A 24,217-nucleotide genomic window follows, 5' to 3' on the forward strand; every position below is an offset into this window, starting at 1 on the left:
AGAAAGTGTGTCCGCATGCGGGGAGGCGAAGTGGCTGCGACGCGGCCACCACTTCGCAAATGCCCAGCCGGACACGTTACTCCCGAAAGATAGGGCTTTGCGTTGACATTTCAAGGGAACGGCCATGCAAGTTGTACAGACTGCAAATGCATGGCCGTGCACTTCGAGACACCCGGTCAGTTCGGCACGTCCACCGAGGTATCCGTCACCAGGATCACGTCTCCGGCTGCGGGCGTGAGCGAGATCGGCGGCACGTTGGACGGCAGAATTTGCGGTCCGACGACGTCGGTATCGTTGCCGCCCCGCGGCGTGGTCCGCACCACCTGGGACGGCGGCAACGCCGTGCCGGTCTTCAGGTTGGTATAGACCGCGTCCAAAGCGCGGTTCAGGTAGACGTGCATCGGGATATACCGCTTGGCATAGCCCGGTATCGCGTCGATAAACCCATCGAAATGCTGGCCGTTGGTCACCTCGATATAAGACAGCTTGGTCGTTGGCCCTTCAACCCGACGATTCAGCCCCAGGTAGGGTCGCGACGTGTGGTTGACCGGCAGCAGCCCGTCGCTGCGGCCGTGGACGATCACGGTTGGCTTGCCGCGCAGGTTGCCATTGCGGTAGGTCTGGCCAATTCCGGTCATCAACGCCGAATTGCCGGTATCGAAGAGGTTGCGCAGGCACAGCGCCCCATCGAGATTGGCGTCCGCCACACTGTTGGACGGCGACTTCGACAAGAAATCGCGCATCGCGCCGCCCGGCGAGTCGTCGTTCATCAGCGTGACGCCAGTGGTGGGCGGAATGCCGTTGCCGGTGGAGAACAAGCCGGCCAACGCGATCGCCGGAATGGCGGTGGGCACCAGCGTGGTGGCCGCCGGCGACGCAAAGCTGTAATGGCATAGCCGATCGGTGACGCTGGCGCGCGCATAGGCGTTGGCATAGGTCACGGAGATCGAACTGGCTACTTCCAGCAACGACAGCGAGGTATGCAACTCGTCCGACTCGACCTCCCAACCGGCGGCGTGCAACTGCGCCAGCGCTGCGCCTGCCTGCGCCGCCGTAGTGCCGCCGGCGACCTTGTTGGCGGTCACCAGCGAAGCGCAGCGGTCGATCGTCTGGCTCGGCAGCGAAGCGCCGATTTTCGGTGCGTTGGAGAGCGCCGGCACCTGGCTGGCGCACAGCTGGTACAGGTTGGCGATAGTCGTGTAGTCGTAGAGATGCTTGCCCGACGCAGCCACGGTCGCGCCGCCCCGGCGCACCACGATATTCGCGCCCGGCGGCATTTCCACGTTGGGCTCGCCAACCGCCACGCCGTCGATCAGTCCGTTGGTGTCCTGCTCGGCCGCGGCGATGGCCGCGCCGCCGCCGTTGGAAATCGCAGAGGCGATCACCAGCACGTTGTCGCGCGTGAATGTGGTGGTCGCCACGCCACTGGCGTTTTTCGTGCCGAACTTATCGTTGATCGCGAAGAGTGTGAATTCGATGGCCTGCAACGTGTTCAAACCCCAGTTCGCCTCGGGATTCTGTTTCGAGTGGGCGTGCTTGAATGCCAGCCGGTGCGGAAATGCCGCGCCGAAATCGGCCAGCGACGTCGCCCCGGCGGGCGCCGCAAATGCGGCCAGCTTGCCGGCGGCCTGCCGCGTAGTGCGCGTGCCGTCGATCAATGGCACTGTGTCGGAATCGAGATCGTGCGGCGCGGCGCCGGTGCCCTTGTCCGTATAGGCCACGGCGCAGCCGCGCTTCAGGCCCCATTCGCCTACCGCAATGCCGCCATAGACGCCGCGCGATCCTGACGATGTGGCCGATATGATGCAGGGATTCTTTGGGTCGAACGAATCGGGGATCTGCGCCAGGACCGTCACGTTTTGCTGGCCGGTGCCGTCATCGGCAAAGGCGATGTATTCCGTCCCCGGCACCTTGCCCTGCCCCGCCGTCACGTTGCCTTGTGCATCGACATTGGGCCCGTAGAGCGTGCCGTAGCCGCCCGCAGCGGAGACGTCGACGATGGCGCGATAGTTTGCGTAGATCGCGTTTCGGCGCAGTTCGGCTGCCGTCGGCGCATTGGGATCGGCGAATGCCGGCGCCACGCCCGCCAGGCCATCCTTGCCCAGCCCGCCGGTGGCAAGATCGTCGGACACCCCATCGTAGTGTTTCACGCCGACCGCGCCCTTTACGAAGGCCGGCACGGCGACGGGCGTGCTGGTGTCGCCGGTGCCGGGACTAACAATCGTGGTGGACCCGCCGCCGCCGCATCCGGCGACGATCAGGATTGCGACCGCCGCTGCAACGGCAGTGGGATGTCGGGTGGGGGATAAACGGCTGACGACGGCGCGGACATGACGGGGCTGCATGGGGATGTCTCCTTGTTATGAACCGAAGCGGGTAACACAGGGACTGCAACTGCCGGACGGATGGCAAGGGGCGCCTGGAGTATCCAGGGCGCTCCGGGCTGGCGGGAGGTGGCCGGCAAACGACTGGCGCAACTGGGGAAGCGGGAACTTCGGGAAAGCGTGCGAAAGCGCGTCGAGCGGCGCGCGGGGCACTCCGTAGCAATAGTAGACGGTCTCCCGCCGCCGGAGGAGCGCCAGCGTATCGGGATTGTTACCTAGGTCGCGCAGCGCGGATCGCGCGCCGGAGCGGGCCCCAGCGCCCTGCGACCAAGGCGGCCGCGGACGGCTTTAGGACAGCGCGCGATAGGTGTAGAGGCCCAGCGCCGTCAGCACCAGCGAGCCGCCGAGATGCATGATCAGGTGCGCCAGCGCCCAGCGGTAGTCGCCAGCCAACAGATTGGCCACCACTTCGCTCGAAAACGTGGAAAAGGTGGTTAGCCCACCGAGAAATCCGGTGACGGCCAGCAGGCGCCATTCCGGCGGCAGCGACGGATGCGTCTGGAAGAACGCCACCGCCAGCCCGATCAGGTAGCCGCCAACCAGGTTGGAAGCCAGCGTGCCGTACGGCAGGGCCGGATTGGCCGCGTTCCACAGTACCGAGAAGAACCAGCGCAACCATGCGCCAACGGCAGCGCCGACGCCTACTGCCAGAAAGCCCATCGGACTCATTTGTTATTGTTCCTGGCCAGATTCGGAAGACCCTGCGTTGAACGATTCGATACCCCAGCGGCGTAGCGCGGCATCGTCGGACACGCGCGCGTCGACCCACTTTGCGGCGCCATCGGGTGTGACCTCCTTCTTCCAGAACGGCGCCTCGGATTTCAGGTAGTCCATGATGAACTCGCACGCGGCAAAGGCGCTGCCACGATGGGCGGACGCGACGGCCACCAGCACGATCTGGTCAAGCGGCGCAAGCAATCCGACCCGATGCACGATCGTCACGCCCAGCAGCGGCCAGCGCGCGCGCGCCGCGGCCTCGATTTTTTCGAGCGCCTTCTCTGTCATGCCGGGATAGTGTTCGAGTTCCATCGTGCTGACGCGCGCGCCGTCGCTGACGTCCCGCACGGTGCCGATAAAGCTGGCCACCGCCCCCACGCCGCGGTTGTCGGCGCGCAGTGCTGCCACTTCGGCGCCCAGATCGAAATCCGCAAGCTGCACGCGTACCGTCATGTCAGCCTCCCGTTACCGGCGGAAAAAACGCCACTTCGCAGCCGTCGGCCAGCGGTGTCTCGGCGCGGGCCACGGAGTGGTCCACCGCCATGCGCAGTGCGCGGCCCTCGGCAAGGGCTTCGGCCCAGACGCCGCCGCGCGCCCGCAGCCACGCGCGCAGGTCGCCAACGGTAAGCACGTCGGCAGGTACTTCGGCACGCTCGGCGCCCTGCCCGACCTGCTCGCGCACGCTCGCGAAATATCGAAGTTCTAGTTGCATGGTCAGGCCAGCAAACTGGCGAAGGGAATGAATTGCACTGTGTCGCCGCGCCGGATCGGCTGGTTGGGCGGATTGTCGATCAGGCCGTCGCCCCATACCGTCGACGTCAGCACGCCCGAGCTTTGGTTCGGGAACAGATCGAGCCCGCCCGCGTCGTTGAAGCGCGCGCGCAGGAATTCATTGCGGCGATCGCCGCGCGGCAGGTCGAAATCGGCGCGCACGGCGATACGACGCGGCGTCACGTCGGCCACGCCCTGCAGACGCAACAGGAACGGTCGCACGAACAGCAGGAACGTCACAAAGCTGGACACCGGATTGCCCGGCAGACCGATAAAGAACGTCGGCTTGCCAGACCCGTTCGCAACCTGCCCGAATGCCAGCGGCTTGCCAGGCTTCATGGCAATCTGCCAAAGATCGAGGCGTCCTTCCGCGGTAACTGCCGGCCGGATGTGGTCTTCCTCGCCGACCGACACGCCGCCCGACGTAATGATCAGATCGTTGCCGGCGGCGGCGCGGCGCAACGTGTCGCGCGTGGCGGCCAGCGTATCGGGAACGATGCCGAAATCGGTCACTTCGCAGCCCAGGTTTTGCAGCAGGCCGCGCAATGTGAAACGGTTCGAGTTGTAGATGGCGCCCGGCTTGAGCGGCTCGCCCGGCAGCGCCAGTTCGTCGCCGGTAAAGAACACCGCGACACGCACGCGGCGCACCACGTCGAGGGAGGCCTGCCCGACGGACGCGGCCAGCCCCAACGCCTGCGGCGACAGCCGCGTGCCGGCGCAAAGAATCTCGCTCCCGATTTCGATGTCCTCGCCCGCGCGGCGTATCCACTCGCCCGACGCCGGGACGTGATTGATCACCACGACATCGCCATCGGACTCGCATTGCTCCTGCATGACCACGGCGTCCGCGCCGGGCGGAATCAGACCGCCGGTAAAAATGCGCGCAGCGGTACCGGGCGCGAGTTCGGTGCCGACGTGGCCGGCGGGGATGCGCTGCGACACCGGCAGCCGCGCGCCCGCGGCCGGCACATCGGCCGCACGCATCGCGTATCCGTCCATCGCGGTATTGTCGGCGGGCGGCACGCGCAGCGCACTGCGCACCGGAGCGGCCAGCACGCGCCCGTTGGCATCGAGCGTATCGACGGTTTCTGTCTCGGTAATCGGTGTGGCGCCGGCCATCAGGGCTTCCAGGGCCTGGGCCGTCGTCAGCATCGGGGGGCGCGCTGCGGTCTGAGTCATGGGATGTTCGAATTCAGGTTGGCCCCAACAGCAAAACGGCCCCCGCGAAACGCTGGGGGCCGTGGCAACGGAGCCCGGCAAACCCGATTGTAGCGAGTTGGCGCGGGAGACGTCGGCGGCAGCAGCAATACCGCTTATTACAGTCCGGTGTGCTGCGCGATGTACGCCTTGACCTTGTCGGCGTCCGCCGGCATGACCTCGAAGCGCTGCGGCAGCTTCTCGATGCCGTCGAATGCGGCGGGACGCTCGGGCTCGTGGCCAAGCGCTTCGCGGATCGTGTCGGCAAACTTGGCCGGCAGCGCCGTCTCCAGCACCACCATCGGCACGCCGGCCGACAGGTGTTCGCGCGCCACCTTCACACCATCGGCGGTGTGGGTGTCGATCGTCACGCCGTAACGCTGGTGGATGTCGCGGATCGTTGCCACGCGGTCGTCATGCGTGCTGCGCCCCGAGACAAAGCCGAATTCGCGGATGCGATCGAATTCCGGCTTGCCGGCCAGATCGAAGCCGCCCTTGGCATCGACATCGCGGAATAGCGCGGCCAGCTTGGTGGCGTCCTGACCGAGCAGATCGAAGATAAAGCGCTCGAAGTTGGATGCCTTCGAGATGTCCATGCTCGGGCTCGAGGTGTGATACGTCTGCGCCGACGTCCGCACGCGGTAGGTGCCGGTGCGGAAGAACTCGTCGAGCACATCGTTCTCGTTGGTGGCCACCACGAGGCGGTCGATCGGCAGGCCCATCATGCGCGCGATGTGACCGGCGCAGACATTGCCGAAGTTGCCCGACGGTACGCAGAACGACACCTTCTGGCCAGGGCCGTCCGTGGCCAGCAGCCACCCCTTGAAGTAGTACACGACCTGGGCCACCACGCGCGCCCAGTTGATCGAGTTGACGGTGCCGATGCGCTGCCGCGCCTTGAACGCGTGGTCGTTCGACACGGCCTTGACGATGTCCTGGGCGTCGTCGAACACGCCTTCAATCGCGATGTTGAAGATGTTCGGGTCCTGCAGGCTGAACATCTGCGCGGTCTGGAAGGCGCTCATCTTGCGATGCGGGCTCAGCATGAACACGCGGATGCCTTCCTTGCCGCGCATCGCGTATTCGGCGGCGCTGCCCGTGTCGCCCGAGGTGGCACCAAGGATATTGAGCTTGAGCCCGGCGCGCTTGAGCGCGTACTCGAACAGGTTGCCCAACAACTGCATCGCCATGTCCTTGAACGCCAGCGTCGGACCATTCGACAGACCCAGCAGTTGCAGCTTCGTGCCGCCTTCCTCGCCCAGCGTGCGCAGCGGCGTGATATCGGCGGTGTTGTCGCCGGCGCGCGCATTGCAATACACCTCGGCGGTGTACGTCTTGCGCGTCAGCGCGCGCAGGTCGTCGGCCGGGATGTCGTCGCAGAAGCGCGACAGTACTTCGAAGGCCAGATCGGCATACGGCAGCTTGCGCCAGGCTTCGAGTTCATCAGCCGTGACTTGCGGATATTGCCTGGGCAGGTAAAGACCGCCATCGGGCGCCAGGCCGCCGAGCAGGATTTCGGAAAACGATTGCGGCACATCGTGGCCGCGCGTCGACTGGTAGTTCATGGGCGTCTTAATTCAGTTCTTCCATGCGCAGGCGCGTGACGGCGGACAGCACCGTAGACAGGCCCTCGATGCTGCGGATCGCGGCATTGACGTGCTTTTCACGCGTGAGGTGCGTAAGGATGATGATGTCGGTCTGCGGCTCGCCTTCGCGCGATTCCTTCTGCAGCATCGCATCGATGCTGATGCCCGCTTCGGCCAGGATGCGCGTGATCTCTGCCAGCACGCCGGTTTCGTCGGACACGCGCATGCGCAGGTAATACGAGCTGGTGACCTCGTCGATCGGCAGCACGGGCACGCTCGACAGTTCGTCGGGCTGGAACGCCAGATGCGGCACGCGATGGTTCGGGTCGGCGGTGTGCAGGCGGGTCACATCGACCAGATCGGCGATCACGGCCGACGCGGTCGGCTCGGCGCCGGCGCCCTTGCCGTAGTACAGCGTCGCACCCACTGCGTCGCCCTGCACCAGCACCGCGTTCATCGCGCCTTCGACATTGGCGATCAGGCGCGACGCCGGCACCAGCGTGGGATGCACGCGCAGTTCCACGCCTTCTTCGCGCCGGCGCGTGATGCCCAGCAACTTGATGCGGTAGCCCAGTTCCTCGGCGTACTTGATGTCGACGGCGGACAGTCGCGTGATGCCTTCGACGTGAGCGCGGTCGAACTGCACCGGCATGCCGAACGCGATCGCGCTCATCAGCGTCACCTTGTGCGCGGCGTCGATCCCTTCGATATCGAAGGTCGGATCGGCTTCGGCATAGCCAAGCTGCTGGGCTTCCTTGAGCACGACGTCGAAATCGAGCCCCTTGTCGCGCATTTCGGACAGGATGAAATTGGTGGTGCCGTTGATGATGCCGGCGATCCACTGGATGCGATTGGCGGTCAGGCCTTCGCGCAGTGCCTTGATGATGGGGATGCCGCCAGCGACCGCGGCCTCGAACGCCACGATCACGCCCTTCCTGCGCGCCGCTTCGAAGATCTCGTTGCCATGCACGGCCAGCAGCGCCTTGTTGGCGGTGACCACATGCTTGCCGTTTTCGATGGCCTTGAGCACCAGTTCGCGGGCGATGCCGTAGCCGCCGATCAGTTCGACGACGATATCGATATCCGGGCGCGTGACGACTTCGTTGGCATCGCTGACCACGTCCACCGTGCCACCGGTCAGTTCGCGGGCGCGTTCGGTGTTCAGGTCGGCCACCACCGCAATCTCGATGCCGCGGCCTGCGCGGCGACGGATTTCTTCCTGATTGCGCTTGAGCACGTTGAACGTGCCGCTACCGACGGTACCGATGCCGAGAAGGCCGACTTTGATGGGATTCATGGACGTCTGACTCTGGTTTGCTTGATACGGAAATGGGGGCGTTCGGCCGGCTTTAGCGCGTGCCGTGACGTTTGCGATAGCTTTCGAGGAAGCGCGCGACGCGGCTGACCGCCTCGCGCAGGTCTTCTTCGTGCGGCAGGAACACGATCCGGAAATGGTCCGGCGCGCCCCAGTTGAAGCCGGTGCCCTGCACCAGCAGCACCTTCGATTCCTGCAGCAGTTCGTAGATGAATTCCTGATCGTCCTGGATCGGATACATCGACAGGTCGAGTTTCGGGAACAGGTACAGCGCGGCCTTTGGCTTGACGCAGGTGATGCCAGGGATCTGCGTGATCAGCGCATGGGCCAGGTCGCGCTGGCGGCGCAGCCGGCCGCCTTCGCCAACCAGGTCGTTGATGCTCTGGTAGCCGCCCAGCGCGGTCTGGATCGCCCATTGCGCCGGCACGTTGGCGCACAGCCGCATCGACGACAGCATGTTCAGGCCCTCGATGTAGTCCTGCGCCGGCCGCTTGTCGCCCGAGACCACCATCCAGCCTGCACGATAGCCGCACGAGCGGTAGTTCTTCGACAGGCCGTTGAAGGTCACCGTCAGCACATCGGTGGACAGCGATCCGATCGACGTATGGGTGTGACCGTCATACAGGACCTTGTCGTAGATCTCGTCGGCGAAAATGATCAGGCCGTGCTCGCGCGCGATGACCACGATCTCCTTGAGCAGGTCATCCGAATACAGCGCCCCGGTGGGGTTGTTCGGATTGATGATGACGATGGCGCGCGTGTTGGGCGTGATCTTGCGGCGAATGTCGTCGAGGTCCGGCATCCACTCGTTGGCCTCGTCGCAGACATAGTGCACCGGCGTGCCGCCCGACAAGCTCACCGCGGCCGTCCACAGCGGATAATCGGGCGCCGGCACCAGGACTTCGTCCCCGCCGTTCAGCAGCGCATTCATCGACATCACGATCAGCTCGGAGGCGCCGTTGCCCACGTAGATGTCGTCCAGCCCCACGCCCTGGATCTTCTTTTCCTGGGTGTAGTGCATGATCGCCTTGCGCGCGGCGAAGATGCCCTTGGAATCGGAATAGCCCGCCGAATTCGGCAGGTTGCGCATCATGTCCTGCTGGATTTCTTCCGGGGCGTCGAAGCCGAACACGGCCAGGTTGCCGATGTTCAGCTTGATGATCTTGTGCCCTTCCTCCTCCATCTGCTTGGCCTTTTCCAGTACCGGGCCGCGGATGTCATAGCAAACGTTCTGGAGCTTGTTCGATTTCTGGATGGGTTTCACGGCGATGTTGGCAAGGTCAGGGCAAGCTGCCGGTCTCCGCGGCAGCGGTCGTGGAAATTCTGCTGGATGGTCCTGGGTGTCTGGCGGCGCGTGTCGCCAGGCAACGGCGAGCGTGGCAGACCGGGGGGCAAAAGCTATAAGATATCGGATTATGACAGACTTCGGCATGGATTCTTGCATTGCAGCGAGCCTTTTGGGCGCTTGCGCGCACGATCCTGCCACCAACCCGCCGCCCGTCCTGCTGGCCCCCGACGCCGGACAACCGGACCATCCCCGCGGCATGAGGCCCCCGTCTTGAAACTCCACGCCGATAAGCCCCTGAACCTCAATACCGTGACCGGCTATGGTCCCGGATACATCGAAATCAACGCGGTCCGCCACAACCAGTCGGTCCTCGTGATGCCCGAAGGCGACATCGAACCCTGGCCAGCCAGCCGCTTCGAGGACCTCGACGCCGCCCACTTCGAAGCCTTGCTGGAAAGAAACCCGGAAGTGGTGCTGCTGGGCACCGGCGCCCGGCTGCGCTTTCCGCACCCGCGCCTGACCGCGGCGCTGGCTCGGCGCCACATCGGCGTCGACGCCATGGACTTGCAGGCCGCGTGCCGTACCTACAATATCCTGATGGCCGAAGGCCGCAAGGTCGCGGCGGTGCTACTGGTGGAGCCCGCGGCGCAGGACTGAGCGCCGCTTGGCGAGGCGCGACCGCCGGGTTATCGTCACGCCCTGCGCCCAGGTTAAGTGCGCGCCACGCTTGAAGTCCGGCCGACTGCCCCAATCTGCACCCGCCAATGGCGCAGGTCCGGAACGCAACGAGCCGCCGCCACCGATCACGCTTCGCCTTCCAAGGAGAGCCCCCAGCATGACCGTCAGTCTCAACAAGGCCGTCCCCGACTTCCACGCCCCCGCCACCGGCGGGGATTTCCGTCTTGCCGAACAGCGCGGCAAGACTCTGGTGCTGTACTTCTACCCGAAGGACAACACACCGGGATGCACCACGGAGGCGATGAATTTCCGCGATCAATACGACGCGTTCGAAAAGGCCGGCGCCGTGGTCTTCGGCATTTCGCGCGACAGCCTGAAGTCGCATGAGAACTTCAAGGCCAAACTGGAATTGCCTTTCGAACTGATCGCCGATGTCGACGAGGCGATCTGCAATATCTTCGACGTCATCAAGATGAAAAAGATGTATGGCAAGGAAGTGCGCGGGATTGAGCGCAGCACCTTCGTGATCGACGCCAAGGGCGTGTTGCGCCACGAAATGCGGGGCATCAAAGTGCCCAACCATGTCGACGACGTGCTGGAGATCGTGAAGGGCATGTAGGACGGCGCGCAGGCATCGCCCCGGCCGCGCGCGGGTGACGCAAGGAAGCCACAACAGCGTCGCAGCAACCTGAATCTGACCGATTGCCAAACCGAAAACGTTCGGATACATTGGCTCTCAATGCGTTCCGATCCCAGTTGCCACGCTGCTGTTTCGTACCGGCCCAGGAGCCTCAGTCCCCGGGCTGGTAGCGGACCTGCCGCGTCGCGGGTCCGCAAGCAAGCCGCCACACCTGTTCCACAGGCCTGGCGGCTTTTTTGTTTGTTCACGCCTGACCCCTTCGGTTTTCCGGTTTTCTGTCGTTGGTTGGTTTGTACGCCAGCTTTTTCGCCCCCGTTAGTCCCCTGAAAGGAAAGCCAAGCATGCCGCTGCCTACCATGCCCGCCAAGCCTGCCCAACTGCTGGACCCGAGCGAATTCGCCCCGGTCACACTACCCAAGGCCAAAGCCGCGCAGGGAAAAAAACCCGTGCCGGTGCTTGAGCGTGCAGCGCTGCTCGAGACCGGCGAAGCCGAGGCCCCGGTTACCCAAGGCCGCGCCGCCAGCCCGGCCCGCGCCCGGACATCCGACGCCCCCGCGCCGGCCACCACCGCGCCCGCATCGCCTTCTGTCAGCCTGGTCAAGCCGTCCGCCGGCCCGACGCGCCGCTCGCGCAAGGCCTCCGGCCCAAGCAAGCTGTTCGTGCTGGACACCAACGTGCTGATGCACGATCCAAGCTCGCTGTTCCGCTTCGAAGAGCACGACATCTATCTGCCGATGATGACGCTCGAGGAACTGGACAACCACAAGAAAGGGATGAGCGAAGTCGCGCGCAACGCGCGCATGGTCAGCCGCACGCTCGACCAGCTCGTTGGCGGCACCGACGGCGTGCTCGACGAAGGACTGCCGCTGGCCACGCTTGGCAACCGCGACGCCGCAGGCAAGCTGTTCTTTCAGACTCGCCTGAACGACATCAAGCTGCCCGAAGGGTTGCCCCAGGGCAAGGCCGACAATCAGATCCTGGGTGTGGTCAGCGCGCTTCAGCAGCAATACCCCGAACGCCAGGTGGTGCTGGTGTCGAAAGACATCAACATGCGCATCAAGGCGCGCGCTCTGGGGCTGCCGGCCGAGGACTACTTTAACGATCAGGTCCTCGAAGACAAGGACCTGCTCTACTCGGGCGTGATGCAACTGCCCAACGATTTCTGGGCCAAGCATGGCAAGGGCGTGGAAAGCTGGCAGGATCCGAAGTCGGGCACGATGTTCTATCGCCTAACCGGGCCGCTGGTGCCGTCGTTCCTGGTCAACCAGTTCGTCTATCTGGAGCCGATGGACGGCAGCCTGCCGCTCTATGCGCAAGTCAAGGAAATCAACGGCAAGACCGCCCTGCTGCAGACGCTGAAGGACTACACCCACAACAAGAACAACGTGTGGAGCGTAGTGGCGCGCAATCGCGAGCAAAACTTCGCGCTGAACCTGCTGATGAGCCCGGATGTCGATTTCGTGACGTTGCTGGGTCAGGCTGGGACCGGCAAGACGCTGCTGGCGCTGGCGTCCGGCCTGGAACAGGTGCTGGACCAGAAACTGTACAACGAGATCATCGTCACGCGCGCCACCGTGCCGGTCGGCGAAGACATCGGCTTCCTGCCCGGCACCGAGGAAGAAAAAATGCAGCCCTGGATGGGCGCATTCGACGACAACCTCGAAGTGCTGCAGAAGAGCGATGACAGCGCGGGAGAATGGGGCCGCGCGGCCACGCAGGAGCTGATCCGCTCGCGCATCAAGGTCAAGAGCATGAATTTCATGCGTGGCCGCACCTTCGTGAACAAGTTCGTAATCATCGACGAGGCCCAGAATCTGACGCCGAAGCAGATGAAAACGCTGGTCACGCGCGCCGGCCCCGGTACCAAGATCGTCTGCCTGGGCAACATCGCGCAGATCGACACACCGTACCTCACCGAAGGATCGTCGGGGCTGACCTACGTGGTTGATCGTTTCAAGGGCTGGAGCCACAGCGGCCATGTCACGCTGGCGCGCGGCGAGCGCTCGCGCCTGGCCGATCACGCCGCCGACGTGCTGTAGCCATCGCACCAACGGCAATAGCGGTGTAAGTCTGACGACGCCATCGACTGGCCGCCTCGCGGTTGGTCGATGGCCGGATCGCATCGTGTGGTCTGGCGCACGGCGTCGGCGTTCCGCCGACAGCCAGCGCCGTCCAGCCCGGCTATGATGAGCGGGATTCGAGTCGATACGGAGGCGTCGATGAATAGACCGCAATCATTCAGCCGGTACTTGTCGAACAACCGGACGTTGTTTTCACACAGCGCGCGCACCGCGCGGCGCAAACGCATCGTGCTTTGCGCATTGATCGGGGCAACCGCCCTGCTGGCCGCGGCATGGCAGCCGGCCAAGGCGGCCGATGAAATGGTGATTCGCACCACTGGGCCGATCAGCTATGTGTGCGGCGGCATTGCCGAAGACGAGCGCGCGAAGTTGGCCGAGCAGGAAAAGAATTTCAACCTCGGCATTCTGTTTACGCAGGGCTCGGGCGGGGAATTCCTGGCCGATGTTGACGTAAAAGTAACAATGGATGGCCAGACTGTTGCCAGTTTCCGCGCGGCCGGTCCCCGCTGCCTGATACGTGCGCCCGAAGGCAGCTACAATATCGAGGCCAATTACAAGGGTCAGCCTAAGTCCATCAAGATCAGCACCGGCACACGCAACGCGCAATTGCGCTGGTAGCCCGCGCTGGCAGCCCGTTTTCCTCCAGCTGAAGTTTTTGCCAGCTGGAATTTCTGCGGACTGAAATCTGACCCGGCAACTTTTGATGAGAAGGATGCCAGAGCGTCAGCTTTCACCACCCGAGCCGTACCCGAATGCAGTGCCAAGAATCGCGCTGGCGGCCCTGTGCGCCGCGGCGCTTCTGCTGGCCGCTTGCGCCGGCGGCCCGCCTGCCCGCCACACGGCGTCATCGCCGCGCGCGCCCGGCAAACCGATGGTGGATCCCAGCGCCGGACTCGAGGAAATCTCGATCCAGGCGATGTCCCTGGTAGGTACGCCCTACCGATACGGCGGCAACACGCCCGATTCCGGCTTCGATTGCAGCGGCCTGGTGCGCTACGTGGTGCAGCGGGCCGCCAACGTCAACCTGCCGCGTACGACCGAGCAGATGGGCCAGCGCGGCACATCCCTTGAGCGCAGCGACGTGGCTTCCGGCGATCTGGTGTTTTTCAACACCACCGGCCGCTCCAATTCGCATGTCGGCATCTATGTTGGCCAGAACCGGTTTGTCCATGCGCCAGCTACGGGCGGCACCGTTCGCCTGGAAGACATGAGCAAGTCATACTGGGCATCGCGCTACAACGGCGCACGACGTGTGGTGTCGGCCAGCAACCTGCCCATGACACCTGCGCCTTCGACGTCCCCTGCACCGCTGCCAGCCCCGCCAATCGCGCCCGCGACGCCTCTCGCTCCGCCGGCATCAACCGCCGCAGCGCCGGCCGACGACGATCCCATCGCGGCGTTCGCTAATCAATAAAAAAGCCAGGCAAAATCGCCTGGCTTTTTGACATCGCGAACTGGCATTTATAGGATTTGCTTGCCGATCCACCACGCAATGGCGGACATGAATGCAGACGCGGGAATCGTCAGCACCCAGGCCCAGACGATGTTTCCCGCCACGCCCCAGCGCACCGCGGACATTTTTTGCGCCGAGCCGACGCCGACAATCGCGCCGGTAATTGTGTGGGTGGTAGACACCGGAACACCCAATGCCGATGCGATGAACAATGTCATCGCTCCGCCGGTCTCCGCGCAAAAGCCGCCTACCGGCTTGAGCTTGGTGATCTTCTGCCCCATTGTGCGCACGATCCGCCAGCCGCCGAACAGCGTGCCCATGCCGATTGCCACATAGCAGGAAACGATCACCCACATCGGCGGCGCCTCGCCGCCCACCGCGACATGGCCGCTCGCGATCAGCAGCATCCAGATGATGCCGATGGTCTTCTGCGCATCGTTGCCGCCATGCCCAAGGCTGTAAAGCGACGCCGACACCAGCTGCAGACGACGGAACCAGCGGTCCACACGCGACGGCGGCGTGCGAAAGAAGGTCCAGCCCACGATCACCATCATGATCGAGCCGAGGATGAAGCCCAGCAGCGGGGAGATCAGGATAAAGGCAACGGTCTTCAGCAGGCCATGGCCCACCAGCGCGCCGGTGCCCGCCTTGGCCACCGCGGCGCCCACCAGACCGCCGATCAGCGCGTGCGACGACGACGACGGAATGCCGTAGAACCACGTAATGACGTTCCAGGCTATCGCCCCGACCAACGCGCCGAAGATCACATAGTGATCGACGATATTGACGTCAATGGTCCCGGTGCCGACCGTGGCCGCAACTTTCAGATGAAAGATAAAGATCGCCACCACATTGCACATCGCCGCCATGGCGACCGCATGATGCGGTTTCAGGACGCCGGTGGAGACCACCGTGGCGATCGAGTTGGCGGCGTCGTGGAAACCGTTCATGAAATCGAACAGCAACGCGAGCACGACCAGCAGGCCGATCACCCATAAGCTCATTTGTACTGTATGCATGCAGTGTGAGCCTCAGGCGTTTTCCAGGACGATGCCTTCGATGATGTTTGCTACGTCTTCGCACTTGTCGGTAATGGACTCGAGCTGCTCGTAGATCGCCTTCAGCTTGATCAGGCGCTTGACATCGGTTTCCTCGCGGAACAGCTTCGACATGGCCGAGCGCATCACGCGGTCCGCTTCGGATTCAAGCTGGTCGATCTGCTGCGCCGTCTTCAGGATCGTGCTGGCGTTGCCCATGTCTTCAAGCAGTCCAACCGCGATCTTGACCTGATCGCAGCATTGCACGCAGATGGTGGCCAGGCGACGCGCCTCGTCGGTGAGGTGCGTCACGTCGTACAGCGAGATCGTCTCGGCAACATCCTCCATCAGATCGAGAATGTCATCCATGGTGGTGATGAGCTTGTGGATCTCGTCTCGATCGAGCGGCGTGATGAACGTCTTGTGGAGCAGATCGATCGTATCGTGCGTGACACGGTCTGCCTTCTTTTCCGTTGCCTGCACGCGGCGGGCGTGTGCCTCGGCGTTGGGCAGATCGTTGACCAGCGCCTCGAGCTCGTGAGCGGCGGTCACTGCGCAGTCGGCGTGCTGGTTGAAGTATTCGAAGAACTTGCCCTCAGTGGGCATGAATCGACCGAACATGAAATGTCCTTGTGGCGCGCCTCACGGCAGCGCTCGGTTGTGTTGCAAATGGGAGGCAGAGCAATTGCACGACAGCCGCCTCGTGGGCGGCTGTCATCAAAGCGCAATATTTTACAGGGTTGCACCGTCCAGCGGTGTAACCCGTGGATATCAGGTGTCGTTGTCGAAGAACGCAGGACCGCCGCTGAAGTTGTCGAACTTCGTGAACTGACCGAGGAAAGTGAGACGGACCGTGCCGATCGGGCCGTTACGCTGCTTGCCGATGATGATCTCGGCCGTGCCCTTGTCCTGCGAGTCGGGGTTGTAGACTTCGTCGCGGTAAATAAACAAGATCACGTCGGCATCCTGTTCGATAGCGCCCGATTCGCGCAGATCCGACATCACGGGCCGCTTGTTGGGGCGTTGTTCGAGGCTCCGGTTCAACTGGGACAGCGCGATAACCGGACAATTGAGTTCCTTGGCCAACCCCTTTAATGACCGGGAGATTTCCGAAATCTCCGTGGCGCGGTTCTCGCCGCCACCGGAACCGGACATCAACTGCAGGTAATCGATGATGATCAGGCCCAACTGCCCGCACTGGCGCGCCAGCCGGCGCGAGCGCGCACGCAGCTCCATCGGGTTCAGGGCGGGCGTCTCGTCGATGAATAGCTGCGCATCGTTCATGCGCTGGATCGAATGCGTCAGGCGCGGCCAGTCCTCGTCGAGTAAGCGGCCAGTACGCAGCCGATGCTGATCGAGCCGGCCCACCGAACCAAGCATACGCATGGCCAGCTGAACGCCCGCCATTTCCATGGAGAACACGGCCACCGGCAAGCCTTGCTCGACCGCCACATGCTCGCCGATGTTCAGCGAAAACGCGGTCTTACCCATCGACGGGCGACCGGCCACAATGATCAGGTCGCCGGCCTGCATGCCGCTGGTCATCCGGTCGAGGTCGATGAAACCGGTGGGCACACCGGTCACATCCGTGGATGTGTCGCGATGGTAAAGCTCGTCGATACGCTCCACCACCTGCGTCAGCAGCGGCTGGATTTCCTGGAAACCCTTCTGGCCGCGCGATCCTTCTTCCGCGATGGCAAAAACCTTCGATTCGGCTTCGTCGAGCAGTTCGCGCACTTCGCGACCCTTGGGCGCGAAGGCGGCCGAGGCAATGTCGTCGGCGACCGTGACGAGTTTTCGCAACACGGACCGCTCGCGCACGATTTCCGCGTAACGGCGGATATTCGCCGCGCTTGGCGTGTTTTGCGCCAGCGAATTCAGGTAGGCAAGCCCGCCGACCTCCTCGGCTTTGCCCGCTACCTGAAGCATTTCATAGACGGTGATCACGTCCGCAGGCTTGGTCGCCGAAATCAGGCGCGCAATGCTCTGGAAAATCAGGCGATGGTCAAAACGGTAGAAATCCGCTTCGGAAAGGAAATCGGCAATCCTGTCCCATGCGGCGTTATCCAGCAACAGCCCGCCGAGCACCGACTGCTCGGCCTCGATCGAGTGAGGAGGGACTTTGAGACTATCTAGTTGGGGGTCTGCGGCGGGCGCGTTCATGGGGGGCAATTATAGCGGCGCCAGAGGCCGCGCAAACAAAAAAGGCAGGAGCATGGCTCCTGCCTTTGGGCGCATGGGACGTGCCAGCGCTTCGCCGGCACATCGCAAGCAAAGTACAACTTAGACGTGCTCGCCCAGAACGGACACGGTCACGTCGACCAGCACGTCGGTGTGCAGCGAAACGCCAACGGTGTAATCGCCAACCATCTTCAGCGGACCGTTCGGCAGGCGCACTTGCGACTTCTCGACCTTGAAGCCTTGGCCATCCAGGGCTTCGGCGATGTCGGCGTTGGTCACCGAACCGAACAGACGGCCGTCCACACCCGACTTCTGGGTGATCTGGACGGTCAGGCCGTTCAGCTTTTCGCCTTCGGTTTGCGCAGCGGCCAGCTTCTCGGCGGCGGCCTTTTCCAGCTCAGCGCGCTTCACTTCGAATTCGGCGATGGCGGTTTGCGTAGCACGGCGAGCGCGCTTGGTCGGGATCAGGAAGTTACGTGCGTAACCGTCCTTCACGCGAACGATATCGCCGAGGTTGCCCAGGTTGATGACTTTTTCCAGCAGAATGACTTGCATCGTATATTTCTCCTTGCGGTCCTGGGCTATCAGTTCTTGTGCAGGTCGGTGTACGGCATCAGCGCCAGGAAGCGGGCGCGCTTGATGGCCGTATCCAGCTGACGCTGATAGTGCGCCTTGGTACCGGTCAGACGGGCCGGCGTGATCTTGCCGTTGTCGCCGATGAAGTCCTTCAGCGTGTCCAGATCCTTGTAGTCGATCTGTTCGACGCCAGCCACCGTGAAGCGGCAGAAACGCTTACGCTTGAACAGCGGGTTCTGTTGCTGGAAGCGCTTCTTGTTCTTGTTGTCACGTTTGACGAATGCCATGATTCAATCCTTTTCGAATGCTTTACATCGAGTGATGTGAAAGATCAGTGTCTTGCTGTTGCGGTGCTTGCGAGCCAGAAATCCCTCGCAGTCGAGCAGCGCGCCAAGCGGGAACCGCTCGAGCCGCTGAGCCATGGCGCCTATGCCCATGGCCACGATCGCAAATTCCACCTGCCGGGGCGTTTCCGCCTCGACTGCCTCGCCCGCGTACTGCAGAAAGCAGTTGACGACGGGCACTCCGGCAGGGGTATAGCGCAGCGTGTCCCGCTCCGCGAGCGTGGCGGTCAGCCGTAGCTGGTTCACCGCGACACAGCAGTCCGCACTTAGGCGGCCTGACCTTCCGTGGTCGTTTGCGCTGCCTTGCGGGCTTCTTCGCGCTGAACTTCCTTCATCATCGGCGAAGGAGCGGTTTCGGCCTTCTTGGTCTGGACGATCAGGTGACGCAGCACGGCGTCGTTGAACTTGAACGCGTGTTCGAGTTCAGCCAGCGTGTCCTTGCCGCATTCGATGTTCAGGCAAACGTAGTGAGCCTTGGCCAGCTTCTGGATCATGTAGGCCATCTGACGGCGGCCCCAGTCTTCCACGCGATGAACCTGACCGTTTTGCGACGTGACCAGCTGCTTGTAGCGCTCGATCATCGCCGGAACTTGTTCGCTCTGGTCCGGATGGACGATAAATACGATTTCGTAATGACGCATTGACGCTCCTTATGGATGAGCCACCCGGGCGTCAAGTCCGGTGCGGCAAGGTTGGATAGCCGGCGAGTATAGCCCGAAAACCGGATGACCCGCAAGGATACGTACCGGATTGGCTTCAGTGTGCGGCAAACAGCGCCTGCAGCCGCTGCGGGTCGCGCACCAGGGGCGGATCGGCCGCCAACAGCAGCATGAGCAACACGCGCGCCTTATAGGGATTCAGGTCCATGGCCGAGGCAAACATGCCCACTTCCGGGCGGACCTTCTCTGGAATAGCGACATGCCCGGCACCGGTGCGGGAGCTGCGCACCACCGCCACGCCCTGGCCAGCCGCATCGGCCAGCGCCGCCGCCAGCGTTTCGTGGATCGACCCATTCCCGGCCGCCGCGACGACAAGCCCCTGCACACCCGCGGCAACCAGGGCATCGACCGCGATGCGACCGGGTTGCGCATAGCTCGACACAATTTCCACCTCCGGCCAGTGAGCCGGTACGGGCAGACGCTGCACCGGCACCCGGCCCTCGGCTGGTGCGCGATGGAATCGAATATATGCGTCCTGGACGAATCCCAGCGGACCGCCCGCCGGCGAGGCGAACGCATCGACCGCCGATGTGTGCATCTTGGCGACATCGCGCGCCGCATGAATCTGCTGGTTCAATACCACCAACACTCCCTTCCCTCGCGCCTCGGTGCTGCCAGCCACGCGCACCGCATCGAGCAAGTTCAAGGGCCCATCCGCCGACAGCGACGTGGAGGGCCGCATGGCCGCCGTCATGACGATGGGAATCGGGCAAGCCTGCGTCAGGTGCAGGAACATCGCCGTTTCTTCAAGTGTATCGGTCCCGTGCGTGATCACTATTCCGTCGACATCATCGCTGGTGGACCAGTACGCCAACCGTGCAGCCAGGCGCTCCCACAAGTCGAACCGCAGGTCCTTGCTATCGATCTGCGCCACTTGCTCGGTCTCGATCCGCGCGACGGCAGCGAGCGCGGGCACAGCGTCTACGAGCTGCGATACCGGCACGGTCGCCGCCTGGTAGCGGGCGCTGCTGGCGGGGTTTCCGGACGAGCCGGCAATCGTGCCGCCCGTGGCGAGGATGACGATTCGAGGCAAGGAAGCTGACATGTCTGATCAGTAAGTTGGAGCCCGGCGATTGTATCCGTCACGCCCGCGCGCCCCAACCGCGGCAAACCCGCGCGCAGCAACGGCCACCCACGGCTTTGCAAGCCCGCTGCAAATTGTGCTTGCACTTCACTCGATACTGTATAAAATCACAGCATACTGTTTAAACATACAGTGCTTCGGCACGAGACCGGCGAACCATGGCGACCCTGACACCCCGGCAGCAGCAGATTTTCGATCTGATCCGCGATGCAATTCAGCGTACAGGCTTCCCGCCGACGCGCGCTGAAATCGCCGCCGAATTCGGCTTCTCCTCTCCCAATTCGGCTGAGGAGCACCTGCGAGCGCTTGCGCGCAAGGGTGTTATCGAGTTAACGCCCGGTGCATCGCGGGGCATCCGGCTAAAGGTTTCGCGCAGCGATTCCGAGCGGCCGGACCAATTTTCCTTGCCGATGGCAGGCGTGCTGCAATTGACGCTGCCGCTGGTTGGCCGCGTCGCGGCAGGCAGCCCCATCCTGGCGGCCGAACATATAGATCGCCAATACCAGGTGGATGCATCGGTGTTCGATGAGCGCCCCGATTATCTGTTACGCGTGCGCGGCCTGAGCATGCGCGATGCAGGCATCCTGGACGGCGACCTGCTGGCCGTAAAGAAAGCCAACGAAGCACCGAACGGAAAGATCGTGGTGGCGCGCATCGGCGAGGATGTCACCGTCAAACGCCTGAAGAAACGCGGCGAATCGATCGAACTGATCGCCGAGAACCCGGACTTCGCAAACATCGTGCTCGAGTCCGGACGAGACGAATTTTCACTGGAAGGCATCGCTGTTGGCCTGATCCGGTCGTCAGGATTCTAGCCTTAGCGAGACACCCAGGCTCCCAGTCTGGACCAGGCAGTACAACCTTCTGCCCTGGTCACCCGCTTTGCTTTGCCCATGCCGCCCCGTCCTCTCAGGACGACGGGCGCGGACTCTTGCTGTCGCAAATTACGAGGTGCTGCCATGCTGCAATCGAACACCGTCGCTTCCCGTCGCCCAGTCAAACCGGTGCCGTTCCGCCAGATCAAGGGCGTCCGCGTCTACCAGGGCGCCCAGCGCCGCACGATGGTCGGCAATATGGCGGCAATCTGCCGCATGCTTGAACTCGACGATCTGCCGGCGAAACCACTTGCTGTCTGAGGCCCCGAGGTCGAAGACGTGAAGGCCCGCGCCGATCGAATCGGCGCGGGGTGAAGGTGGGATAGAGACTATTAGCGCGCCGGGTCATGGATAGTCGATACCCGGCGGGAGCACACTGGAGATGGCTCCCTCAGAACGCGTTGGGCCGTGGCCGCAGAGTGCGCGTCACCTTGTCCCAGAGGGCGATGGACTCGCCTTCGGTTAGGGAAACGCGATCCAGCTCATGCAGATTTAACAGTTTGTTGGGCGCGCCCACATCCAACTCGAGGGCGATGAATGGGGAGTGGGGACTGCCTATCCTGGCATTACCTTCGAGTCTGAAATGAAACCCAGGAATTTCCATCACAGTGATGCCCGCCATCAGCCATTCTTCGGTAGGAATGCCCGGCAATTCCACGGTGCCCTTCCGCAGGGTGCGTCCGTTGTTTCGACTCATAGCTTCACCGATCTCTGCGCCGCGCTGCAATAACGAGTCACTGGTCACGATATGAGAATACGAATTCAAATTGAAGTTGACATCGTGATGCCCTGCCAGGACGAACTTCGTCTTTAGTTGCTCACGGTCCGCTGCCTTGCCCTGCAAGAATCCACCTTGGAAACACACTCCCGGCTCGCTTGGGATCTCATCATCGGAGCGCCCTCTGGCCCTCGATAGCAGTGAAATGACTTGGCTAAGGCGCTCGGAGACATTGTTCATGTCAGGATCGTCTCTGATAGAGGGTTGATCCTTGAAGTACAGCGAATCCTTTGCCGAAGACGCTGCGACCTGCATTTTGATTTGATGCCCACTGTTCCATCTGTAGGCTTCGATGATGCGTATGCTGTCCGGATCTTCGTAAATACTTCCCAAAGATACGAAGTACCGAGAATCCGGAATCCCTTTGACTTCCTGGTCGGCATACAGAAACCGATAGCCGAAATAGCTCTTTGCAGTCGTCAGCTCATCGCTACGATTTTGAATCGCCCGACGGTGTGCATCGATCGTCATGGGCTCGGTGCTGATGTGTACCCCCTCGACCTTGATGGACTGGAAGATATGGACGTCGGCCGGCATGTCGATCAGATAGCGACCCACGCAGCGTGGCGTCAGGTGTGCAGTCAAGTTTTTCACAATGGCTTGTTCCTGGGAGGTAAGGGGTCGGTGGCGGTTGCATCCCTGCAGTGAGAGAGCAAGGCAAACGGCCGCCATTGCGGCCAGAACTCGCTTCATAGGACGCATGCCATGTCCGTACTTTGAATCCGATGGGCAATCCGGGTGATGGCCCAGAGGGTGAAGCGTTTGCGCTCTTCGTTCTTGCTCCAGTTCAACAGACCCGGTTCAGGTTCGTCCTTGTATGCGCCCTCGTGACCGAAACCCGAGAAGGGCACGCATGCCTGAACACCTTTCCGCCCGCGGGGTGCCTTGCCGGAGCGCGCCGGCACCGTGCCATCTCCCGTTTCATCCGGTGCCTGCAGAACGAAGTAAGCGCTGTCGCCTGGCAATCCACCCTCGATCGATACGCCTTGGCGGCCATAGCCGTGGTCCCATTGCACCTGCCCACCTTCCAGATCCCGTACATAGGGCACGAGCTTCGGGATGCTGCCATCCATGTTGGGGCTGATGGTACGCTTCCAGGTGACATCGCCCCAAGTCTTGGCGTTCTGATCGTCACCGTAGAAGACGTAGGTATTGGGATGGTATTTACCGCTGATTTTGGTATGAAAAGTCCTGACATGAGTGTTGATGAGATCCTTAAACCCACGCCAATCTTGATCGAGTGTTTGCCTTTTTGGATCAAGCGGATTCAGGAATCGATCGCCAATGAGGCCCCACCACTTGCCTCGCTGCAAATAAATTTCCTCATACGGATCCTGCTTCGGCAAGCTGACGTTGCGATCGTAGTCGCGGATTTTTAACCAACCCATACCGTAGTCCGGGCTGGGAAGCAATTGCAGTGCGCCGGGTGCTTGCGCAAAGACGGCCGTCACTGCGGCTGCGTTATCGCCCAGCGCCAGCCCGGCCGCACCTTCGGTACCGGCCTTCACCCTCTTATAAGCGGCGGCCGCCCCTGTGGCGGGCATCACACCGTGGACGATGCCCAGGATGTCGTTGCTGCCCCCGAGCACTTCCGAATAGTAGCGGGCGACCAACCCACCCATCGAATGGGTGACAAGGATGACCTTCTCGCATGGGCGACCCTTGTTCCGATAGTACGTCGTGAACTCCCGAACCTTGCTTTGCAAGCGCTCGGCAGAAGTGCGATTGGATTCCAGCCAGTTGTAGCCCACCGCATGCACGGGAAACTGGTACTGATACGACACCAGGACTTCCTCATGGGTCAGCGGCGCAAGCGTAGGGCCGGATTTGAGCACCTGCTTCATCAATTCCGCGCGCAAACCATTGCGACCGTGCGCGGTCTCCGAGTGGTAGTCATTCAGATGATGATCCAGCCAAGCCAGGAAATCGCCATAGCTCATGGCGCTCACTTCGCCCCAGCCGCGACGTTGCAGTTCGTTTTGGGAGTGGGGCGTATTGCTCGGCAACGCTCCTGATGGACAGACGAATGTCATATCGGGTGCGAGTGCAAGCTTGCGCTCCGCTGGTGTCGCGGTGGCCCATTTGGAACCAACGCTCCATACGCTATCGACGAGCCAAACTGGATTGCGCTCAGAGTCCATCAGATTCGATCCCATGATTCCTGGCACGAAGATGACTGGAATAATGCGATCCGGTATCAAGTAACACGCGCCGACGCTGTCATCTGGTACAGACATGGTCGAGGTGTAGTGCACTGCTCCATCATCGCTCACGTAGCGAGGCAAAATGCGTTCAGTATCCATAGACGCTGCAAAAGATCCGGGGACGTAGTAGATGACGTTCCGACATTGAAAGAAGAAGGCTCGCCCCTCCTATTCGTGGGAGATGGAGCGGCCCCACGTATCTGAGGACACAAGGACTCTCTTAAAATAAGGGATAGTCTTGTGCCTATCAGTAAGCCTAGTCATTACGTGGAACCCATCGAAATTCTGACCGAGCCGGAGCGCCGTCGT

At 62.5% G+C, this 24,217-nt stretch carries 25 protein-coding genes; 7 read left to right on the top strand and 18 right to left on the bottom strand.

Annotated features, from left to right (window positions below):
- Window positions 1–176 precede the first annotated feature (176 nt).
- The 8 genes from F7R19_RS02550 to F7R19_RS02585 form a co-directional block, all read right to left on the bottom strand.
- Window positions 177–2,345, bottom strand: a complete 2,169-nt coding sequence (locus F7R19_RS02550) for a 3-hydroxybutyrate oligomer hydrolase family protein (RefSeq protein ID WP_150979258.1) — start codon at window positions 2,343–2,345, stop codon at window positions 177–179.
- A 327-nt stretch (window positions 2,346–2,672) separates the two neighbouring features.
- Window positions 2,673–3,053, bottom strand: coding sequence for a fluoride efflux transporter CrcB (gene crcB / locus F7R19_RS02555; protein WP_061958235.1), 381 nt, complete (start codon window positions 3,051–3,053; stop codon window positions 2,673–2,675).
- 3 nt (window positions 3,054–3,056) lie between these two features.
- Complete coding sequence (locus tag F7R19_RS02560; RefSeq protein WP_061958234.1) at window positions 3,057–3,554, bottom strand: molybdenum cofactor biosynthesis protein MoaE; 498 nt, start codon at window positions 3,552–3,554, stop codon at window positions 3,057–3,059.
- A gap of 1 nt (window position 3,555) precedes the next feature.
- Complete coding sequence (gene moaD, locus F7R19_RS02565; protein WP_150979259.1) at window positions 3,556–3,813, bottom strand: molybdopterin converting factor subunit 1; 258 nt, start codon at window positions 3,811–3,813, stop codon at window positions 3,556–3,558.
- Between the two features lie 2 nt (window positions 3,814–3,815).
- On the bottom strand, window positions 3,816–5,051 hold the full coding sequence (locus F7R19_RS02570) for a molybdopterin molybdotransferase MoeA (RefSeq protein WP_150979260.1): 1,236 nt from the start codon (window positions 5,049–5,051) through the stop codon (window positions 3,816–3,818).
- Window positions 5,052–5,188: 137 nt separating this feature from the next.
- The gene (gene thrC / locus F7R19_RS02575; protein ID WP_150979261.1) at window positions 5,189–6,634 is read right to left on the bottom strand and encodes a threonine synthase; all 1,446 of its coding nucleotides are present in this window, start codon (window positions 6,632–6,634) and stop codon (window positions 5,189–5,191) included.
- Between the two features lie 7 nt (window positions 6,635–6,641).
- The gene (locus F7R19_RS02580; RefSeq protein ID WP_150979262.1) at window positions 6,642–7,952 is read right to left on the bottom strand and encodes a homoserine dehydrogenase; all 1,311 of its coding nucleotides are present in this window, start codon (window positions 7,950–7,952) and stop codon (window positions 6,642–6,644) included.
- A gap of 52 nt (window positions 7,953–8,004) precedes the next feature.
- Window positions 8,005–9,234 carry a pyridoxal phosphate-dependent aminotransferase gene (locus F7R19_RS02585; protein ID WP_061958229.1) on the bottom strand — a complete coding sequence of 410 codons (1,230 nt, stop codon included), beginning with the start codon at window positions 9,232–9,234 and terminating at the stop codon, window positions 8,005–8,007.
- 294 nt (window positions 9,235–9,528) lie between these two features.
- On the opposite strand from F7R19_RS02585, the gene F7R19_RS02590 reads away from it, so the two are divergent.
- The 5 genes from F7R19_RS02590 to F7R19_RS02610 all read left to right on the top strand — a co-directional run bounded on the left by F7R19_RS02590 (window position 9,529) and on the right by F7R19_RS02610 (window position 14,071).
- Window positions 9,529–9,915: an Mth938-like domain-containing protein gene (locus tag F7R19_RS02590; RefSeq protein ID WP_061958228.1), complete on the top strand. Its 387-nt coding sequence runs from the start codon at window positions 9,529–9,531 to the stop codon at window positions 9,913–9,915.
- 178 nt (window positions 9,916–10,093) lie between these two features.
- Window positions 10,094–10,555 (top strand): peroxiredoxin, encoded by a 462-nt coding sequence (locus F7R19_RS02595; protein ID WP_061958227.1) that lies wholly within the window; start codon window positions 10,094–10,096, stop codon window positions 10,553–10,555.
- 362 nt (window positions 10,556–10,917) lie between these two features.
- Window positions 10,918–12,615: a PhoH family protein gene (locus F7R19_RS02600; RefSeq protein ID WP_061958226.1), complete on the top strand. Its 1,698-nt coding sequence runs from the start codon at window positions 10,918–10,920 to the stop codon at window positions 12,613–12,615.
- Window positions 12,616–12,795: 180 nt separating this feature from the next.
- Window positions 12,796–13,275 (top strand): hypothetical protein, encoded by a 480-nt coding sequence (locus F7R19_RS02605; RefSeq protein WP_150979299.1) that lies wholly within the window; start codon window positions 12,796–12,798, stop codon window positions 13,273–13,275.
- Window positions 13,276–13,369: 94 nt separating this feature from the next.
- Window positions 13,370–14,071 (top strand): C40 family peptidase, encoded by a 702-nt coding sequence (locus F7R19_RS02610; protein WP_150979263.1) that lies wholly within the window; start codon window positions 13,370–13,372, stop codon window positions 14,069–14,071.
- A gap of 47 nt (window positions 14,072–14,118) precedes the next feature.
- Here F7R19_RS02610 and F7R19_RS02615 read toward each other — a convergent pair whose 3' ends face one another.
- The 8 genes from F7R19_RS02615 to F7R19_RS02650 all read right to left on the bottom strand — a co-directional run bounded on the left by F7R19_RS02615 (window position 14,119) and on the right by F7R19_RS02650 (window position 20,012).
- Window positions 14,119–15,129, bottom strand: a complete 1,011-nt coding sequence (locus F7R19_RS02615) for an inorganic phosphate transporter (RefSeq protein ID WP_061958224.1) — start codon at window positions 15,127–15,129, stop codon at window positions 14,119–14,121.
- 12 nt (window positions 15,130–15,141) lie between these two features.
- Entirely contained in the window at window positions 15,142–15,768 is a 627-nt protein-coding gene (locus F7R19_RS02620; protein ID WP_061958223.1) for a DUF47 domain-containing protein, read from the bottom strand.
- Window positions 15,769–15,918: 150 nt separating this feature from the next.
- The gene (locus F7R19_RS02625; RefSeq protein WP_061958222.1) at window positions 15,919–17,310 is read right to left on the bottom strand and encodes a replicative DNA helicase; all 1,392 of its coding nucleotides are present in this window, start codon (window positions 17,308–17,310) and stop codon (window positions 15,919–15,921) included.
- A gap of 120 nt (window positions 17,311–17,430) precedes the next feature.
- Entirely contained in the window at window positions 17,431–17,883 is a 453-nt protein-coding gene (rplI, locus tag F7R19_RS02630) for a 50S ribosomal protein L9 (RefSeq protein WP_061958221.1), read from the bottom strand.
- A 29-nt stretch (window positions 17,884–17,912) separates the two neighbouring features.
- Window positions 17,913–18,191, bottom strand: coding sequence for a 30S ribosomal protein S18 (rpsR, locus tag F7R19_RS02635; protein ID WP_006163606.1), 279 nt, complete (start codon window positions 18,189–18,191; stop codon window positions 17,913–17,915).
- A 3-nt stretch (window positions 18,192–18,194) separates the two neighbouring features.
- Complete coding sequence (priB, locus tag F7R19_RS02640) at window positions 18,195–18,494, bottom strand: primosomal replication protein N (protein ID WP_061958220.1); 300 nt, start codon at window positions 18,492–18,494, stop codon at window positions 18,195–18,197.
- A 20-nt stretch (window positions 18,495–18,514) separates the two neighbouring features.
- Window positions 18,515–18,889, bottom strand: coding sequence for a 30S ribosomal protein S6 (gene rpsF, locus F7R19_RS02645; protein WP_061958219.1), 375 nt, complete (start codon window positions 18,887–18,889; stop codon window positions 18,515–18,517).
- Window positions 18,890–19,004: 115 nt separating this feature from the next.
- Complete coding sequence (locus F7R19_RS02650; RefSeq protein ID WP_150979264.1) at window positions 19,005–20,012, bottom strand: asparaginase; 1,008 nt, start codon at window positions 20,010–20,012, stop codon at window positions 19,005–19,007.
- A gap of 197 nt (window positions 20,013–20,209) precedes the next feature.
- Between F7R19_RS02650 and lexA the strand changes: the two genes are divergently transcribed.
- Together lexA and F7R19_RS29650 are read left to right on the top strand one after the other, a co-directional pair.
- Window positions 20,210–20,866 (top strand): transcriptional repressor LexA, encoded by a 657-nt coding sequence (lexA, locus tag F7R19_RS02655; protein ID WP_061958217.1) that lies wholly within the window; start codon window positions 20,210–20,212, stop codon window positions 20,864–20,866.
- Between the two features lie 144 nt (window positions 20,867–21,010).
- Window positions 21,011–21,187 carry a hypothetical protein gene (locus F7R19_RS29650; protein WP_167585519.1) on the top strand — a complete coding sequence of 59 codons (177 nt, stop codon included), beginning with the start codon at window positions 21,011–21,013 and terminating at the stop codon, window positions 21,185–21,187.
- A 130-nt stretch (window positions 21,188–21,317) separates the two neighbouring features.
- Here the strand turns inward: F7R19_RS29650 and F7R19_RS02660 are convergent, their stop codons facing one another.
- Window positions 21,318–22,397, bottom strand: a complete 1,080-nt coding sequence (locus F7R19_RS02660) for a T6SS immunity protein Tli4 family protein (RefSeq protein WP_150979265.1) — start codon at window positions 22,395–22,397, stop codon at window positions 21,318–21,320.
- A complete protein-coding gene (locus tag F7R19_RS02665; RefSeq protein ID WP_150979266.1) occupies window positions 22,394–24,007 on the bottom strand; it encodes an esterase/lipase family protein in 1,614 nt (537 codons plus the stop codon). Before F7R19_RS02665 ends, F7R19_RS02660 begins: the two co-directional genes overlap by 4 nt.
- Between the last annotated feature and the right edge of the window lie 210 nt (window positions 24,008–24,217).

This window comes from Cupriavidus pauculus, from assembly GCF_008801835.1.
Lineage (GTDB): Bacteria > Pseudomonadota > Gammaproteobacteria > Burkholderiales > Burkholderiaceae > Cupriavidus > Cupriavidus pauculus.